The sequence below is a fragment of the Sinorhizobium saheli genome (assembly GCF_001651875.1).
Classification (GTDB): domain Bacteria; phylum Pseudomonadota; class Alphaproteobacteria; order Rhizobiales; family Rhizobiaceae; genus Sinorhizobium; species Sinorhizobium saheli.
In genome coordinates, this window is the sequence record NZ_LNQB01000092.1 from 1 (window position 1) to 15,042 (window position 15,042).

Genomic DNA, 15,042 nt, shown 5'->3' on the forward strand with positions numbered 1-15,042 from the left:
AAACTACCTCGCCGTCGTCACTATCGCAGCCATCGTCTTGTGGATCAGATAATTGTCCACACGACCTAGAGCATCTTTGCAGTCAGGTGGAGCCACCTGACGTCGCACAAATGCGGCACAAACAAACAGATGGAGCGGTGGCGCGAACGCATGTGAGCGCATCCCGCTCTAACGGAGGTCGGCGCGTCGGCCCCGGCACTTGGACTGCTCGTATTTGAGATCAGTTGCGCATCGGCTTCACTGATGCAATAATGCAAGCAGTTAGAGCGGTGGCAGAGGCCCGCGTCCGCTCGCCTCAGAGAGCAAAATGACTGACGACCATCGTTCCGCCTGCCCGATCAATCTCTCCCTCGAAGTTTTCGGCGACAAATGGACCCTCCTGATCATCCGGGACATGATCTTCGGCGGCAAGCGGCATTTCCGCGAGCTGTTGCGCTCCCAGGAGGGCATCTCCTCCAATATCCTCGCCGATCGGCTGAAGACGCTGGTGGAAACCGGCATGCTGACGAAGCGGGACGACCCGAGCCACAAGCAGAAGGCGATCTACAGCCTGACCGAGAAGACGATCGCGCTGGTACCGATCATGGCGCATCTCGGCGCCTGGGGCCGGCGCTATCTGCCGGTCAGCGAAGAGCTGAGCATCCGCGCCCGGCTGATGGAGGAAGGCGGGCCGGAACTTTGGGAGCGGTTCATGGACGAACTGCGGGCCGAACATCTGGGCACCGCCGTAGCAATACCAGAGGGGCCATCGGTGCGCGAAACCTTGCAGGCGGCCTATGAAGAGGTGATCGCCCGCAAGGCTAAGAAAGGGGAGCTGGCGGCCACCGGTTCCTGACGCCCTCCGGCGAAACGGGCGAGGACTATTTTCCTTGCCGTTCTTTACGCTCGTCCACCGCTCCGCTAATGTGAGGGAAGGCTCAAGCGGGGACGGGAGGACGCCGCAGGCGGTTTCGTGCGCGTCCGTCGCCCGGGGTGGATCGATATGCTTTCACATGACAGCATCTGGCGGGCGATCGACGCATTGGCCGAGCGTCATCGGCTTTCACCGTCGGGCCTTGCGCGGCGCGCCGGCCTCGATCCCACCTCGTTCAACAAGTCGAAGCGCCAATCGGCCGATGGGCGTGACCGCTGGCCCTCAACCGAATCGATCTCGAAGATCCTGGATGCGACCGGCGACACGATGGACCAGTTCCTGGCGCTGATGCGGCCGGGCGGCGTTAACGGCGCGCCGGCTGAAGCTGGGCAGCCGGCGCCCGGCATTCCGCTGATCGGCTTCGCCCAGGCCGGTGCGGGCGGCTTCTTCGACGATGGGGGCTTCCCGGTCGGCCAGGGCTGGGACGAGATCGAGTTCCCCGTCGCCGAGCGGCGGCAGGCAGGCCTCTACGCGCTGGAGGTGCAGGGCGACAGCATGCTGCCGCTCTATCGCGACGGCGACATCCTCATCGTCGATCCGGGCGCGCAGGTGCGGCGGGGAGACCGGGTCGTCGTCAGGACGCGCAAGGGCGAAGTGATGGCGAAGGTGCTCGCCCGGCAGACGCCGCGCGGCATCGATCTCCTCTCGCTCAACCCCGACCACCCCAACCGCAATTTCGAGATGACGGACGTGGAATGGATCGCCCGGATCATCTGGGCCAGCCAATAGGGGTGGCGACGATGCGCGAGCAGTTCATCACCACTGCCGGCGGGCTTGCAGCCCTCGCGCTTTATGCCGGCATCCTGATGAGCGGCGCCGCTGCCATTCGCGGCCGCGACAGTGCCGCAGCGCCCGACTTCGTCCTCGAAACACCGGATGCGGCGGCGACCGAGGAGCCGGCAGAGGCGGTTCCCGCCGATGCCGGAGCGATAGGCAACAGCGACACCAGGGCCGCTCTACCCCCTGAGCCCAAGACCGATGTCGCCATCGACAAGGGGGCGCGCGTGACGGTGCGGCCGATCGAGCCCAGCCTCTTCTCCCTGCCTGAAAAAGGGGTCGCCAAGCCGCTGCAGCGGGTGGCGCCGCGGCCGCCGCTTTCAAAACCCCCGGAAAAGGAGAAACCTGCCACGACCGTCTACCGGCAGCCCGTTGCACTCGCTTCGGGACTGGTGCGGTCCGGCGACACGACGTTGCAGATCATGCGCATCGAACCGGAGAACACCGAGAAGCAGTGCGGCGGCAGCGGCAAGAGCTGGCCCTGCGGCATGATCGCGCGCACGGCGTTCCGCAATTTCCTGAGGGCGCGCGCGCTTGTCTGCGACACACCGCAGGAGACGGGAAACACCGTCACGACCCGCTGCAACGTAGCCGGCCAGGACGTCGCCGAATGGCTCGTCGCCAACGGCTGGGCGATACCGTTGCCGGGCACCGCGCTCGAAGCGAAGGCCGATGCGGCGCGCAAGGCGAAGCTCGGGTTTCATGGCAATGACCCCCGCGATCTGAAGCGCGCGCCGCTCGTCGTCAACGATCCTTCCGTCGGCGTGGTCCTCGAAGAGGCCGCACCGGACTTGTAAGGCCGCATGCGGCTCCCTAACTGCTGTTCGCCACCATTCTTCGAGAAGCCAGATGTCCGCCACCCTCAGCCAGCACGAAGCCCTTGTCCATGTCATGGTCATGATGTCCGCCGTCGACCGGAACATGACCGATGACGAATTTGCGCGCATCGGCGTGCTCGTGCGGTTCCTGCCGGCCTTCGAAGGCTTCGATGAGGACCACCTGATCCACATCGGTCGCGAATGCGCGGCACAGCTCGCCGCCTCGGAGGGCCTCGACGTCGTACTGGAAATGGTGCGGGAGGCGTTGCCGCAGCGGCTCTACGAGACGGCTTACGCGCTCGCCGTCGAGATCGCCGCCGCCGACCAGCGCATCCGCAACGAGGAGATCCGGCTGCTGCAGCTGCTGCGCGACCGCCTCGGCCTCGACAAGCTGACCTGCGCGGCGATCGAACGCGGCGCCATGGCGCGCTTTCGCAGGTAAAGTGCTACAACGACCTTTGCGCGTCTGATAAGACGCGCGGCGCTGTAGTAGGCAACGGGGCGGGGCGCATCGAGGATCGTCGATATGTTCTTCGGGATCGCGGAACCGGTCTGGCGGCTTGGCGTCTTTGCCGCGGCCTTCGCGGTGCTGGCCGTGCTCGAACTTCTCCATCCGCGGCTCGAGCGGCCGGAACTGATGCGGGCCGTGAAGGCGCGCCGCTGGTTCACCAACCTGTCGATCGTGCTCGTCTCGTCGCTGCTCCTGCGAATCGTCTTCCCCGCCGCGGCCGTCGGTGTCGCCATCTGGGCGGACGGGCGCGGCCTCGGCCTGCTTCCCGCGCTCGGCGTGGCGCCGCCGCTTGCCGGCCTCATCGCCTTCGTCGTCCTCGATTTCGCGATATGGCTGGAGCATGTGGTGTTCCACAAGGTTCCCTTCCTGTGGTGCATCCACCGCGTCCATCACGCCGATCCGGGCGTCGACGTGACGACTGCCCTTCGCTTCCACCCCATCGAAATCCTGCTGTCGATGCTCTGGAAGGGCGTGGTCATCATCCTGATCGGTGCGCCGGCCCTCGCCGTGCTTCTGTTCGAAATCGCGCTCAATGCCGGTGCGATGTTCAACCACGCCAATCTGCGGCTGCCGGAAAGCGCCGACCATATCCTGCGCCGGCTCATCGTGACGCCGGACATGCATCGCATCCACCACTCCATCGAGAGGCGCGAGACGGACTCGAACTACGGCTTCAACCTTTCCATCTGGGACCGGCTGTTCTCGACCTACATCGCCGAGCCGGCGCGCGGCAGCGATGCGATCGAGACGGGGCTCAGGGCCTATGGCCGCGTCGAACCGACCAAGCTCCTATGGTCGCTGATGCTGCCGTTTAGGCGCGGATAGGCACGGCACTTCTGGGGGAAACAGCCCAGCAGGAGCCCCTCACCCTAACCACGCGCGGCGCATATTTCGCTCAATAGATCCCGTTCGGAAAATAGCGCAAATAAATCTCCTCGAGCCTGCCGCTGCGCGACAGCGCCAGCAGGGCATGATCGATCGCCTGGGTCAGGGTGGGTTCGGACTTTCGGTTCATGATCGTGAGCCCCTCCCCGAGGAAGCGCTGCGAGAAATAGGCGCCCTCCACCATCGCGCAGCATCCGGCGGCGGCGCTGCTGGAGGTCCAGAAGGACAGTTGCATGGCGTCCGAGAAGGCGGCCGCGATCGTGCCGGCCCGCAGGGCCGACAGGAGGGCGTTCCGGTCGGGAAACGGCTTCGCTTCGAGGCTCGGGAAAAAGGCCTTCAGCATCGCCTCATGGGTCGTGCCGGACACGACGCCGACCGCCTTCCCCACGAGATCGCCGGGCCGCGCGACGGCGCCGGAGGCTTTCGTGTTGACGGCGAAGCGGGCGGGCAATTGCATGAAGGGCCTGGAAAAGCCGAAGCGCCGCCTCAGCTCCGGCGTGACGGCGATGCCCGCGGCGATCGCTTCGCCTTGCCCCTCTTCGAGCGCCGGCATGAGCTCCGCATAGGTCACCGCCTGGATCTGGCACTTGGCTTCGATCTCAAGCTCCCGGCAGATCTCGCGGGCGAGGTCGACATGGAAGCCCGAGAGCTTGCCCGACTGGTCGATGAAATTGAAGGGCGGAAAATCGACCGTCGTCAGGAAGCGCAGTCGCGCAAGCCCGGTGAGGTCCGGCTTGGCGATGCGCTCGCGCGCATCGAAGAGCCGCGGCATTTCCTTCGGTTGGGCCAAAGCCGATCCCGCAGCGAACGCGGTCACGAGCGCGATTATCCAGAAAATTCGTCGAGAAAGAGCGCCCGTCATTGCGATCCGTTTGCTTGAGCCGCGGCGAAGGAACACGCGGATTCGATTGGCTTTTTGTCGAGATTAGCGGGATGGATCGACGCTGGCTACAGGCGGCCCTTCAAATCGAGGCGGCACCGTTCTCGATCGGCAGAAGGGAGAAAGTGGAGCGGGTGATCGGGATCGAACCGACGACATCAAGCTTGGGAAGCTGGCGTTCTACCACTGAACTACACCCGCGTCAGAAGCGGAAATTTCCCCAACCGCCGCGTTCTGTCAAGCGCTCATGCTCATTCTGCCCGAAAATGCTTCGACAGCTTGAGGCCCTGTGCCTGGTAGTTGGAGCCGAGATCGAGGCCGTAGAGCCCCTCCGGGCGCTCGAGCATGTGTTCATAGATCAGGCGGCCGACGATCTGCCCGTGCTCGAGGATGAAGGGCACCTCGTGGCTGCGGACCTCGAGCACGGCGCGGCTGCCGCTGCCGCCGGCCGACGCGTGGCCGAAGCCGGGGTCGAAGAATCCGGCATAATGGACGCGGAATTCGCCGACCAGCGGATCGAAGGGCGTCATCTCCGCGGCATAGAGCGGCGGCACGTGCACCGCCTCGCGCGAGACGAGGATATAGAACTCGTCCGGATCGAGGATCAGGTCGTCGCGGCCGCGGCTATAGAGCGGCTCCCAGAAATCGAAGACGGGGTGCTCCGCCTTCTTGTCGACGTCGACGACCGAGGTGTGGTGCTTGCCGCGATAGCCGATCAGCCCATCCGGGCCGGTGCCCTTGAGATCGATCGAGAGCGCGATGCCGCCGCCGGTGATGTTCGGCCGCTCGCTGGCGACGAGCACGTCGTTTTCGTGCAACGCCAGCAGTTCCTGTTCCGAGAGCACCGAATGGCCGACGCGGAAGCGTATCTGCGACAGCCGCGAGCCGCGCCTGACGACGATCGGGAAGGTCCGCGGGCTGATTTCGAGATAGAGTGGGCCGCTGTAACCCGCCGGTATCTTGTCGAATTCCTGCGCCCGGTCGGTGATCACCCGCGTGAAGATGTCGAGGCGGCCGGTGGAGCTCTTCGGATTGGCGGAGGCCGACATCTCCTCCGGCAGCGCCAGGCTCTCCATCAGCGGCACGATATAGACGCAGCCGGTTTCCAGCACCGCGCCCTCGCTGAGATCGATGACATGCAGCTTCAGACGGTCGAGCTTGTCGGCGACGAGATGGGCCGGGCCGGGCATGAAGCTCGCGCGGACACGAAAGGCCTTGGAACCAAGGCGGAGATCGAGGCTCGCCGGCTGGATCTGGTCGCCGTCGAGCGGCCTCTCGCTTTTCAAGCGTCCCGAGGCGAACAGCGCCGCAATCGCGCGGTCGGCCAAAATCCCTGTCTCGCGAGCCATTCCGATCCTCATTTGCAGTTGCCAGACAAAACCAAACTCCGGGAATTGACGCAAGCGCGGCCAGGCAGTATTGGAGCTTTATCCCGTGGTGATTTGGCCGGTCGGCTTGCAGCCACGTTAAACAAGTAGCTAAAAAGGCCGGGTGTCAAACCGGTCGTTTCGCGGCCGGTTTTTTGTTTTTGAAGGTGATCGTCGCATGAGCAAGAACTGGCGCCCGGCAACCCAACTCGTCCATGGCGGAACCCTCCGCTCGCAATACGGCGAGACCTCCGAAGCGATCTTCCTCACGCAGGGCTTCGTCTACGAGAGCTCGGAAGCCGCCGAAGCCCGCTTCAAGGGCGAGACCGACGGCTTCATCTATGCCCGCTACGGCAGCCCGACCAACGATATGTTCGAGAAGCGCATGTGCATGCTCGAAGGCGCCGAGGACGCCCGCGCCACCGCCTCCGGCATGGCGGCCGTCTCCTCGGCGATCCTCTGCCAGGTGAAAGCGGGCGACCATATCGTTGCTGCGCGCGCCCTCTTCGGCTCCTGCCGCTGGGTCGTCGAGACGCTCGCACCGAGATACGGCGTCGAATGCACACTGGTCGACGGCCGCGACCTCGAGAACTGGGAAGCGGCGGTGCGGCCGAACACCAAGGTCTTCTTCCTCGAAAGCCCGACCAATCCGACGCTGGAAGTGATCGACATCGCCGGCGTCGCCAGGCTCGCCAACCAGATCGGCGCCAAGGTCGTCGTCGACAACGTCTTCGCCACCCCCCTCTTCCAGAAGCCGCTCGAGCTCGGCGCCCATGTCGTCGTCTATTCCGCCACCAAGCACATCGACGGCCAGGGCCGTTGCCTCGGCGGCGTGGTGCTCTCCGACAAGGAATGGATCGACGAGAACCTGCACGACTATTTCCGCCACACCGGCCCGGCCATGTCGCCCTTCAACGCCTGGACGCTGCTCAAGGGCATCGAGACGCTGCCGCTTCGCGTCAGGCAGCAGACGGAAAACGCCCGGCTGATCGCCGACTTCCTCGCCGAGCAGCCTCAGGTCGCCCGCGTCATCTATCCCGGCCGCAAGGACCATCCGCAGGCCGACATCATCGCCAGGCAGATGACGGGCGGCTCGACCCTCGTCGCCTTCGAGCTCAAGGGCGGCAAGGAGGCGGCCTTCGCTCTGCAGAACGCGCTCGACATCGTGCGAATCTCAAACAATCTCGGCGACTCCAAGAGCCTCATCACCCATCCGGCTACGACGACGCACAAGAACCTGAGCGACGAAGCGCGGGCCGAACTCGGCATCTCGGCCGGAACGGTGCGCTTCTCTGCCGGGATCGAGGACAGCCAAGACCTCGTCGAGGATTTCGCGCGCGCCCTGAAGAGCGTGACGGCCTGATCCGGGCCGCCTGAACGAAAATGCGAAACCGCCCGCCTTGCGGGCGGTTTTTCATTGCGGGTTGCGGAAGGTGAGCCGCGCCAGGACGATCCGCGACAGGGCCGTATAAAGGCAAACGACGGCGAAAATCACCGCCATCAGCGGGAACCAGGCGGGAAACAGGCAGGCGGCCAGGAAGAAGGCGATCGTCTCCGTCGCTTCCGCGAGCCCCGTGGTGAAATAGAGCGACTTCGCCCCGCGCACCTCGGTCGTCAGCGCCCGCTTCTCGGCCATGACGGCATAGGCAAGGAAGCTCGCGCCGTTGACATAGAAGGCGAAGAGCAGGAACCCGCCCGCAAGGCCGTTTGCGGCCGGATCGGCGATGATGAAGGCGAGCGGAATGGCGCCGTAGAAGGCAAAGTCGAGCACGATGTCGAGAAAGCCGCCGAAGTCCGTCTTGCCGCTTGCGCGTGCGACCGCCCCGTCGAGGCCGTCACAGAGGCGGCTGAGGAGGATCAGGCCGGCCGCCGAAGAATAGAAGCGGAAGCCGACGAGGGCGGCGGCCGCAAGGCCGAGGCCGAAGCCCAAAATCGTGATCGCGTCGGGGTTGGCACCGCGCTTCGCCAGCGCGGCGCCGAGCCTGTCGAGCACGGGATCCAAGCGCCTGCGCACCGCACCGTCAAGCATGTCCTCACCCTTCCGCACGGGGGGAAGCAGCCGCCGCTTCCGTCCCTATCCCCACGCTCAACTTATCAAGATCGATCATGTATGATCTGGATCGGCCGCGCCCCCCGAGATCCCTTATGGTCAAGGCGGATTTGAACACGACTCGCGTAATCTTGCCGTTATTCTTGACGAAAGCATATTGCTGTAGAATACGCGTACCAATTTGAAACAGGGTGTTGCACATGTACCGCGCGCTGACACGCGACATCGAAGTGACGGTCGAGCCGTACTATCTGGAGGAACAGTCGGATCCCGACGACAGCCGCTATGTCTGGGGCTATCGCATCGTCATAGCGAACCATTCCGGGGTCGCGGTCCGGCTGATGACCCGCTACTGGCACATCACCGACGAGAACGGTCAGGTGGACGAGGTGAGCGGCCCCGGCGTGATCGGCGAACAGCCGCTCCTGAACCCCGGCGATACCTATGAATATTCCTCCGGCTGCCCGCTGGACACGCCATCGGGCGTGATGTTCGGCCACTACAGCATGGAGGCGGAGGACGGAGAGACATTCAACGTGGCCATCCCCGCCTTCTCCCTCGATTCACCGGGGCTCGTGCGAACCCTGAATTAGCGCATTTGCAGTCGGGGTCTTCACTGCGAACGGACTTCGCTCGCCTCGAAGCGATAGGTGGTGGAGCAGAACTCGCAGGTCACCTTGATCAGGCCGTCCTCGATGCTGCCCTCGATATCCTCGTCGCTCAAACCCTCCAGGACCTTCCGGATCTTCTCGCGCGTGCAGCTGCAGCGATCGTAGACCGCCTGGGGCTGATAGACACGTACGCCACGCTCGTGGAACAGCCGGTAGAGCAAGCGCTCGGTCCCGACGGTGGGGTCCGTCAGCTCGTCGGTGTCGATCGTCTCGACCATCACCTTGGCTTCCGCCCAGAGATCGTCCTCCTCGAAGAGGGTCTCGGCGTCGTCATCATCGCCATCGCCGCCCGGCAGGTCCGGCTGACGCATGCGATGGGGGGCGTCGGGCAGGAACTGCGCGACCATGCCGCCGGCGCGCCAGCGATGCCGCGGCTTGCCGTGCTCGTCCTTGTCGAGGAGTTCGGCGACGGCGAGACGCACCTTGGTCGGGATCTGCTCCGACTGGCGGAAATAGACGCCCGCGATCTCCTCGAGCGTGGCGCCGTCGAGCGCGACGATGCCCTGGTAGCGCTGCGTATGAACGCCCTGGTCGATGGTGAAGGCGAGAATGCCGTTGCCCAGGAGCTCGTGCGGCTGCGTGCGCCCGCCCTCTTGAGCAGCCGCCAGCGCCTCGTCGTCATAGCGGGCATAGGCGCGAACCCGGTCCGGCGTCGAAAAATCCGCGACCACGAGGTCGACGGGACCGTCGCCCTGCGTCTGGACGATCAACTTGCCCTCGAATTTCAGCGACGTGCCGAGCAAGACGGTCAGCACCACAGTCTCGGCAACGAGACGTGCCACCGGAAGCGGATAATTGTGACGCTCGAGGATCGCGTCGAGCATCGGGCCAAGCTGGACGGCGCGGCCGCGCACGTCGAGCCCCTCGACCTGAAAGGGCACGACATGGTCGTCACCGGCAAAATCGAATTCGCCAAGTCCCGGCACTGTCTCTCTCATCGATTGCTCCTTGCTTGACCGGGCCGGTCGGCGCGACGGCATTGCTTTGCCCTCGTGCAACGCGCCCGTTATCCTATTTGATCCCGCCGTAAAGGGATTTGTCCAGAACGCACGTGCAGTTCGTCGGCGAGCACACCCTCGCCCGCCCGCATGACGGCCCCATTGCGGCGCGCCGCGTCTTTGAGACGCGCCAGGCTCGCCGCAGGTTTTTGATGACGGGTAATGGCCGGCGCCATGCCGAAGCCATTCCTAGGCCTAGATCGTGTCGCAGCCCTCAGATTTCAATAGGCGGCCGCCTGTCTCACACGGCGCCCAGGCACCAGGCGAGGATCGACTTCTGGGCGTGCAGCCGGTTCTCCGCCTCGTCAAAGACGACCGACTGCGGCCCGTCGATGACCTCGTCGGTCACCTCCTCGCCGCGGTGCGCCGGCAGGCAGTGCATGAACAGCGCATCGGGTGCGGCGTGCTTCATCAGCGCCTCGTTGACCTGATAGGGCTGGAAGACGTTGTGCCCGCGGGCGCGATGCTCCTGGTTCATCGACACCCAGGTGTCGGTGACGACGCAATGGGCGCCGGCGACCGCCTGCTCGGCCTCGTGGCAAAGCAGGATCTCACCCCCGTTGTTGCGCGCCCAGTTCAGGATCTTGTCCTGCGGCTCGGAGCCGAGCGGCACTGCCATGTTCATCCGATAGCCGAAGCGCGCCGAGCCTTCGATCAGCGAATGGAGAACGTTGTTGCCGTCGCCCGTCCAGGCAATCGTCTTGCCCTTGACCGGCCCGCGATGCTCCTCGAAGGTCATGATGTCGGCCATGATCTGGCAGGGATGCGTATCGTCGGTGAGGCCGTTGATGACCGGCACGGTCGCGTGCTCGGCCATCTCCAGGAGCCGGCGATGGTCGGTCGTACGGATCATGATCGCATCGACGTAGCGCGACAGCACCTTCGCCGTGTCGCCGATCGTCTCGGCCCGGCCGAGCTGCATCTCGGTGCCTGAGAGGAACAGCGTCTCGCCGCCGAGCTGGCGCATGCCGACGTCGAAGGAGACGCGCGTGCGCGTCGACGGCTTCTCGAAGATCATCGCAAGCATCTTGCCGGCGAGCGGCTTTTCGGCCGTCCCGGCCTTGGTCGCAGACTTCCGGACGCGGGCATCGTCGATGATCGTCCGGAGGTCGGCGGCCGTCATGGCCGAGAGATCGAGAAAATGTCTTGTCATTTGCTGTATTTCCTATCGTAGAAACCTGTAATCGACCACGCTTGCGCGGCGAATTCAATCGGTGATGCGGAACTCAGGCGGCGGCGTCGCCGCTCTTGCTCCTCACCGCCTCCGCCGCGCGCTCCAGCCTTGCGAGCCCCTCGCGGGCCTCGGCCGCGGTGGTGATCAGCGGCGGCAGCAGGCGCAGCACGTTCTCGCCGGCCGGGACGGCGAGCAGCCTCTCGGCGCGGATCGCCGCCAGGAGGTCGGTCGAAGGCACTTTCGCCTTGATGCCGAGCATCAGACCGTCGCCACGGATCTCCTCGATCACGTCGGGGAAACGGTCCTTCAATGAAGCGAGCCCCTGGCGGAAGACGAGCGCCACGTCGCGCACATGTTCGAGGAAGCCGTCGGCGAGGATCACGTCGAGGACGGCATTGCCGACGGCCATCGCCAGCGGGTTGCCGCCATAGGTGGAGCCGTGCGTGCCCGCCACCATGCCGGCGGCGGCCGCGTCCGTTGCGAGGCAGGCGCCGAGCGGAAAGCCGCCGCCGATGCCCTTGGCGACCGCCATGATATCCGGCCGGATGCCGGCCCATTCATGGGCGAAGAGCTTGCCGGTGCGGCCGACGCCGCATTGCACCTCGTCGAGGATCAGGAGCAGGCCGAATTCGTCGCAGAGGGCGCGCAGCTCCTGCAGGAACTCCTTCGACGCCAGGCGGATGCCGCCCTCGCCCTGGATCGGCTCGATGAGGATCGCGGCGGTCTCGTCATTGATCGCGTTCCTGACGGCGGCGATGTCGCCGAAGGGCACCTGATAGAAGCCCGGCGCCTTCGGACCGAAGCCTTCGATGTATTTCTGCTGGCCGCCGGCGGCGATCGTCGCGATCGTGCGGCCGTGGAAGGCGCCTTCGAAGGTGATGACGTGGAACTTTTCCGGATGGCCTTTGGCAAAATGGTAGCGCCGCGCCGTCTTGATCGCGCATTCGAGCGCTTCCGCACCCGAATTGGTGAAGAACACCCGGTCGGCGAAGGTCACCTGGGTCAAACGCCGCGCAAGGCTCTCCTGCCCCGGCACCTCGTAGAGATTGGAGAGATGCCAGACCTTGTCGGCCTGCGCCTTCAAAGCCTCGACCAGATGGGGATGGGCGTGGCCAAGCGAATTCACGGCGACGCCGGCGGCGAAGTCGAGATAGCGCGTGCCGTCTTCGGCGATCAGCCAGACGCCCTCACCTCGCTCGAAACGCAACGGCGCGCGCAGATAGGTGTCGTAAAGCGGCGTTGTTGCGGACATGCTGAACTCTCCTTGGTTCCGGCATCGGCCCTGGTGCGGCCCGATAAAAATCAAAAATGCCGCCTTTCGGCGGCGGGAGGCACTATTCCTATTTCGCGGCGCAATGTCAACAAAACCAAGGTTTGCAAGCGCTTTGCCGGAGGAGATTCCCGCGCTCGAAAAAATCGCTCCGCAGGGCTTGCAAAAATGCAACGCTCCGCCAGCAAGTTGGGGAAAACTGCGAAAACGATTCGGCGCGATTCCGGCGACTCTTGCCACGGAGTCACCCTGCCGGTAGGTTAGTATTCAATTACTAGACGCATGCGGCGGACCTAGTCACCAAAAGTGTTATCGCGTTGAAACTCCGGAGCTTTTCCGGAGAACGGTGATGGATTCTGCCATCCCAACGCCGAGAACGGGGAGTGCAGAGATGAACTGGACTGACGAGCGGGTCGAGAAACTGAAGAAGCTGTGGTCCGAGGGCCTGAGCGCCAGCCAGATCGCGGCGCAACTGGGCGGCGTCAGTCGCAATGCGGTCATCGGCAAGGTCCACCGCCTGAGCCTGCCCGGGCGCGCCAAGGCCGGCGGGACAACCGTGGCGGCCGCGCGCCCCAAGCGGGCGACCTCGGCCCCGAGGGCGCCGAACTACGCGGCGCGCGCCGTGACCCGCACCCCCCGCACGGCCGGAGCAACGGCGCTGAAGGAAGAGGTCGCGGTCGACCTGGCGGTCGAGCCGGACATCGAGCTCGATGCCAACATCGTCGTGCCGATGTCGCGCCGGCTGGAGCTGACCCAGCTCACCGAGCGCACCTGCAAATGGCCGATCGGCGATCCGCTGAAGGAAGAGTTCCACTTCTGCGGCAACGACTCGCCGGAGTCCTCGCCCTATTGCAGCTACCACGCCCGCCTCGCCTACCAGCCCTCGGCCGAGCGCAGACGCATCCGCTGAGCCTCCTCGGCAAAGGGTGGAAAGAAGGGGCCGCATGGCCCCTTTTTCCTGTGCGCGGCGGCAAAATCAGGAGGCGGCAGCGCCCCCTCATCCGGCCTGCCGGCCACCTTCTCCCCGCACGCGGGGCGAAGGAGACTCGCGGTGCTGCCTCAGTCCCCCTCTTCCCGCCAGAACACCCACAAGGGGGGAGATGCCCGGCAGGGCAGAGGGGGTGCGGCTCGACAGCCGCATATGCCGGGCGCCTCAGCCTCGCGGCGCCGCCGGATCAGCTTTCCAGGGAATACCCCGCCCCGCGCACCGTGCGGATGACGTCCGGCATGTTGGAGACGTTCAGCGCCTTGCGCAGGCGGCCGACATGGACGTCCACCGTTCGCTCGTCGACATAGATGTCGTGGCCCCAGACGCCGTCGAGCAATTGCGAGCGGGAAAAGACGCGGCCGGGCGAGGACATGAGGAACTCGAGCAGCCTGAACTCCGTCGGCCCGAGCCGCACTTCGCGGCTGCGGCGATGGACGCGGTGCGTCTCCCGATCGAGCTCGATGTCGCCGCAGCGTAAGTGCGTCGAGAGCACCTCGGGCCTGGCGCGCCTGAGCATCGCCTTGACGCGCGCCATCAGCTCCGGTGTCGAGAACGGCTTGACGACATAGTCGTCGGCGCCGGTCGCAAGTCCCCGCACGCGCTCGCTTTCCTCGCCTCGCGCCGTCAGCATGATAATCGGCAGCCGCTCCGTCTCCGGCCGCTGGCGCAGCCTGCGGCAGAGTTCGATGCCGGAAACGCCGGGCAGCATCCAATCGAGGATCAGAAGGTCGGGCAGGCGCTCCCGCAAGCGGATTTCCGCCTCGTCGCCGCGCAGGATCGTATCGACTTCAAATCCCTCTGCCTCGAGATTGTAGCGCAGCAGCACGCTCAACGCCTCCTCGTCTTCGACAACGGCAATCTTCGGCAACATTCAGTCCAACTCCATCGCAGCGGAAGCAAGATTGGCGCACGGCTTTCGCATGCGACGACGTCAGCCCTTCACCGAGCCCAGGGTCGGCGTCGTGTCGTCCTTCGGCCGTTCGCCGGTCGGCTGGGCGCCAGTCGCCATGTAGTAGATCGTCTCGGCGATGTTGGTCGCATGATCGCCGATCCGCTCGATGTTCTTGGCGCAGAAGAGAAGATGCGTGCAGGGCGTGATGTTGCGCGGATCTTCCATCATGTAGGTGAGCAGTTCGCGGAACAGCGAGGTGTAGATCGCGTCGATCTCCTCGTCGCGCTCGCGGATGCTGTTGGCCTTTTCCGGCGAGCGCGAGGCATAGACGTCGAGCACTTCTTTGAGTTGGACGAGGGCGAGTTCGGCCAGATGCTCGAGACCGCGCGCGAGGTTTCGCGGGATGCCGGCCCCAGCCACCGCGATGACGCGCTTGGCGGTGTTCTTGCCGAGGTCGCCGACGCGTTCCAGATCGGCGGCGATGCGGATCGATCCCATGATCTCGCGCAAGTCGGAGGCCATCGGCTGTCGCTTGGCGATGGTGACGATCGCCTTCTCGCCGATCTGGCGCTCCGCATCGTCCAGGATCGCGTCGTCGGAGATCACCTTCTGCGCCAAGGCAAGGTCGGAATTGATCAGCGCCCGGACGGAATCCGCGACCATCTGCTCCGCCAGGCCTCCCATCTCGGAGATCCGGCGCGTGAGATATTTCAGCTCCTCGTCGAAGGCGGAATTTATGTGTGCGTGCGACATTTTCGTTTCCTCGGGGCCTGTTGCGGCGAATGGCCCTCAATCGAATCCATAGGTCGGGCGATTGCAAAAGCTAGGGCGCCGGAAGCGGCCGCTAA

General features: G+C 64.9%; 16 protein-coding genes, 1 tRNA gene and 1 riboswitch. Of the genes, 8 read left to right on the top strand and 9 right to left on the bottom strand.

The genetic code is table 11. The annotated features are described in order from the left end of the window. Positions 1 to 307 precede the first annotated feature (307 nt). The 5 genes from ATB98_RS23445 to ATB98_RS23465 all read left to right on the top strand — a co-directional run bounded on the left by ATB98_RS23445 (position 308) and on the right by ATB98_RS23465 (position 3,844). Positions 308 to 835 (top strand): winged helix-turn-helix transcriptional regulator, encoded by a 528-nt coding sequence (locus tag ATB98_RS23445; protein WP_066878040.1) that lies wholly within the window; start codon positions 308 to 310, stop codon positions 833 to 835. Between the two features lie 147 nt (positions 836 to 982). Further along, positions 983 to 1,642: a S24 family peptidase gene (locus tag ATB98_RS23450; protein WP_066878042.1), complete on the top strand. Its 660-nt coding sequence runs from the start codon at positions 983 to 985 to the stop codon at positions 1,640 to 1,642. A gap of 11 nt (positions 1,643 to 1,653) precedes the next feature. Then, entirely contained in the window at positions 1,654 to 2,487 is an 834-nt protein-coding gene (locus ATB98_RS23455; RefSeq protein WP_066878119.1) for a thermonuclease family protein, read from the top strand. A 52-nt stretch (positions 2,488 to 2,539) separates the two neighbouring features. Beyond that, entirely contained in the window at positions 2,540 to 2,950 is a 411-nt protein-coding gene (locus ATB98_RS23460) for a tellurite resistance TerB family protein (protein WP_066878044.1), read from the top strand. An 84-nt stretch (positions 2,951 to 3,034) separates the two neighbouring features. Further along, the gene (locus ATB98_RS23465) at positions 3,035 to 3,844 is read left to right on the top strand and encodes a sterol desaturase family protein (RefSeq protein ID WP_066878046.1); all 810 of its coding nucleotides are present in this window, start codon (positions 3,035 to 3,037) and stop codon (positions 3,842 to 3,844) included. Between the two features lie 70 nt (positions 3,845 to 3,914). On the opposite strand, the gene ATB98_RS23470 is transcribed toward ATB98_RS23465, so the two are convergent. The 3 genes from ATB98_RS23470 to ATB98_RS23480 all read right to left on the bottom strand — a co-directional run bounded on the left by ATB98_RS23470 (position 3,915) and on the right by ATB98_RS23480 (position 6,133). Then, positions 3,915 to 4,766, bottom strand: coding sequence for a transporter substrate-binding domain-containing protein (locus ATB98_RS23470; RefSeq protein WP_066878048.1), 852 nt, complete (start codon positions 4,764 to 4,766; stop codon positions 3,915 to 3,917). Between the two features lie 144 nt (positions 4,767 to 4,910). Further along, positions 4,911 to 4,985, bottom strand: a tRNA-Gly gene (locus tag ATB98_RS23475). Between the two features lie 50 nt (positions 4,986 to 5,035). Continuing rightward, positions 5,036 to 6,133 carry a 2'-deoxycytidine 5'-triphosphate deaminase gene (locus ATB98_RS23480; protein WP_066878121.1) on the bottom strand — a complete coding sequence of 366 codons (1,098 nt, stop codon included), beginning with the start codon at positions 6,131 to 6,133 and terminating at the stop codon, positions 5,036 to 5,038. Positions 6,134 to 6,208: 75 nt separating this feature from the next. Continuing rightward, positions 6,209 to 6,287: riboswitch (SAM riboswitch) on the top strand. A 42-nt stretch (positions 6,288 to 6,329) separates the two neighbouring features. Here ATB98_RS23480 and ATB98_RS23485 point away from each other — a divergent pair. Continuing rightward, a complete protein-coding gene (locus ATB98_RS23485) occupies positions 6,330 to 7,514 on the top strand; it encodes an O-succinylhomoserine sulfhydrylase (protein ID WP_066878050.1) in 1,185 nt (394 codons plus the stop codon). A gap of 51 nt (positions 7,515 to 7,565) precedes the next feature. On the opposite strand, the gene ATB98_RS23490 is transcribed toward ATB98_RS23485, so the two are convergent. Then, complete coding sequence (locus tag ATB98_RS23490) at positions 7,566 to 8,180, bottom strand: CDP-alcohol phosphatidyltransferase family protein (RefSeq protein WP_066878052.1); 615 nt, start codon at positions 8,178 to 8,180, stop codon at positions 7,566 to 7,568. Positions 8,181 to 8,401: 221 nt separating this feature from the next. Here ATB98_RS23490 and apaG point away from each other — a divergent pair, with 221 nt between their 5' ends. Continuing rightward, positions 8,402 to 8,794, top strand: a complete 393-nt coding sequence (apaG, locus tag ATB98_RS23495) for a Co2+/Mg2+ efflux protein ApaG (RefSeq protein WP_066878054.1) — start codon at positions 8,402 to 8,404, stop codon at positions 8,792 to 8,794. Between the two features lie 20 nt (positions 8,795 to 8,814). Here the strand turns inward: apaG and ATB98_RS23500 are convergent, their stop codons facing one another. From ATB98_RS23500 to ATB98_RS23510, 3 genes are all read right to left on the bottom strand, one after another. Then, positions 8,815 to 9,810, bottom strand: coding sequence for an Hsp33 family molecular chaperone (locus tag ATB98_RS23500; RefSeq protein ID WP_066878056.1), 996 nt, complete (start codon positions 9,808 to 9,810; stop codon positions 8,815 to 8,817). A gap of 301 nt (positions 9,811 to 10,111) precedes the next feature. Then, positions 10,112 to 11,023 carry an ornithine carbamoyltransferase gene (gene argF / locus ATB98_RS23505; protein ID WP_066878058.1) on the bottom strand — a complete coding sequence of 304 codons (912 nt, stop codon included), beginning with the start codon at positions 11,021 to 11,023 and terminating at the stop codon, positions 10,112 to 10,114. A gap of 73 nt (positions 11,024 to 11,096) precedes the next feature. Continuing rightward, positions 11,097 to 12,296 (bottom strand): aspartate aminotransferase family protein, encoded by a 1,200-nt coding sequence (locus ATB98_RS23510; protein ID WP_066878060.1) that lies wholly within the window; start codon positions 12,294 to 12,296, stop codon positions 11,097 to 11,099. Positions 12,297 to 12,705: 409 nt separating this feature from the next. On the opposite strand from ATB98_RS23510, the gene ATB98_RS23515 reads away from it, so the two are divergent. After that, a complete protein-coding gene (locus tag ATB98_RS23515) occupies positions 12,706 to 13,224 on the top strand; it encodes a GcrA family cell cycle regulator (RefSeq protein WP_066878062.1) in 519 nt (172 codons plus the stop codon). 265 nt (positions 13,225 to 13,489) lie between these two features. Here the strand turns inward: ATB98_RS23515 and phoB are convergent, their stop codons facing one another. Then, positions 13,490 to 14,173 (bottom strand): phosphate regulon transcriptional regulator PhoB, encoded by a 684-nt coding sequence (gene phoB / locus ATB98_RS23520; protein ID WP_066878064.1) that lies wholly within the window; start codon positions 14,171 to 14,173, stop codon positions 13,490 to 13,492. Positions 14,174 to 14,233: 60 nt separating this feature from the next. Beyond that, a complete protein-coding gene (gene phoU / locus ATB98_RS23525) occupies positions 14,234 to 14,947 on the bottom strand; it encodes a phosphate signaling complex protein PhoU (RefSeq protein WP_066878066.1) in 714 nt (237 codons plus the stop codon). Between the last annotated feature and the right edge of the window lie 95 nt (positions 14,948 to 15,042).

Excerpts from the sequence above, each read along its gene's own strand:
- ATB98_RS23510 (WP_066878060.1), bottom strand. The coding sequence starts at position 12,296 with ATGTCCGCAACAACGCCGCTTTACGACACCTATCTGCGCGCGCCGTTG.
- argF (WP_066878058.1), bottom strand. The coding sequence starts at position 11,023 with ATGACAAGACATTTTCTCGATCTCTCGGCCATGACGGCCGCCGACCTC.
- ATB98_RS23485 (WP_066878050.1), top strand. The coding sequence starts at position 6,330 with ATGAGCAAGAACTGGCGCCCGGCAACCCAACTCGTCCATGGCGGAACC.
- ATB98_RS23450 (WP_066878042.1), top strand. The coding sequence starts at position 983 with ATGCTTTCACATGACAGCATCTGGCGGGCGATCGACGCATTGGCCGAG.
- ATB98_RS23445 (WP_066878040.1), top strand. The coding sequence starts at position 308 with ATGACTGACGACCATCGTTCCGCCTGCCCGATCAATCTCTCCCTCGAA.
- ATB98_RS23460 (WP_066878044.1), top strand. The coding sequence starts at position 2,540 with ATGTCCGCCACCCTCAGCCAGCACGAAGCCCTTGTCCATGTCATGGTC.
- ATB98_RS23455 (WP_066878119.1), top strand. The coding sequence starts at position 1,654 with ATGCGCGAGCAGTTCATCACCACTGCCGGCGGGCTTGCAGCCCTCGCG.
- ATB98_RS23470 (WP_066878048.1), bottom strand. The coding sequence starts at position 4,766 with ATGACGGGCGCTCTTTCTCGACGAATTTTCTGGATAATCGCGCTCGTG.
- ATB98_RS23515 (WP_066878062.1), top strand. The coding sequence starts at position 12,706 with ATGAACTGGACTGACGAGCGGGTCGAGAAACTGAAGAAGCTGTGGTCC.
- ATB98_RS23490 (WP_066878052.1), bottom strand. The coding sequence starts at position 8,180 with ATGCTTGACGGTGCGGTGCGCAGGCGCTTGGATCCCGTGCTCGACAGG.
- ATB98_RS23480 (WP_066878121.1), bottom strand. The coding sequence starts at position 6,133 with ATGGCTCGCGAGACAGGGATTTTGGCCGACCGCGCGATTGCGGCGCTG.
- ATB98_RS23500 (WP_066878056.1), bottom strand. The coding sequence starts at position 9,810 with ATGAGAGAGACAGTGCCGGGACTTGGCGAATTCGATTTTGCCGGTGAC.
- apaG (WP_066878054.1), top strand. The coding sequence starts at position 8,402 with ATGTACCGCGCGCTGACACGCGACATCGAAGTGACGGTCGAGCCGTAC.
- phoU (WP_066878066.1), bottom strand. The coding sequence starts at position 14,947 with ATGTCGCACGCACACATAAATTCCGCCTTCGACGAGGAGCTGAAATAT.
- phoB (WP_066878064.1), bottom strand. The coding sequence starts at position 14,173 with ATGTTGCCGAAGATTGCCGTTGTCGAAGACGAGGAGGCGTTGAGCGTG.
- ATB98_RS23465 (WP_066878046.1), top strand. The coding sequence starts at position 3,035 with ATGTTCTTCGGGATCGCGGAACCGGTCTGGCGGCTTGGCGTCTTTGCC.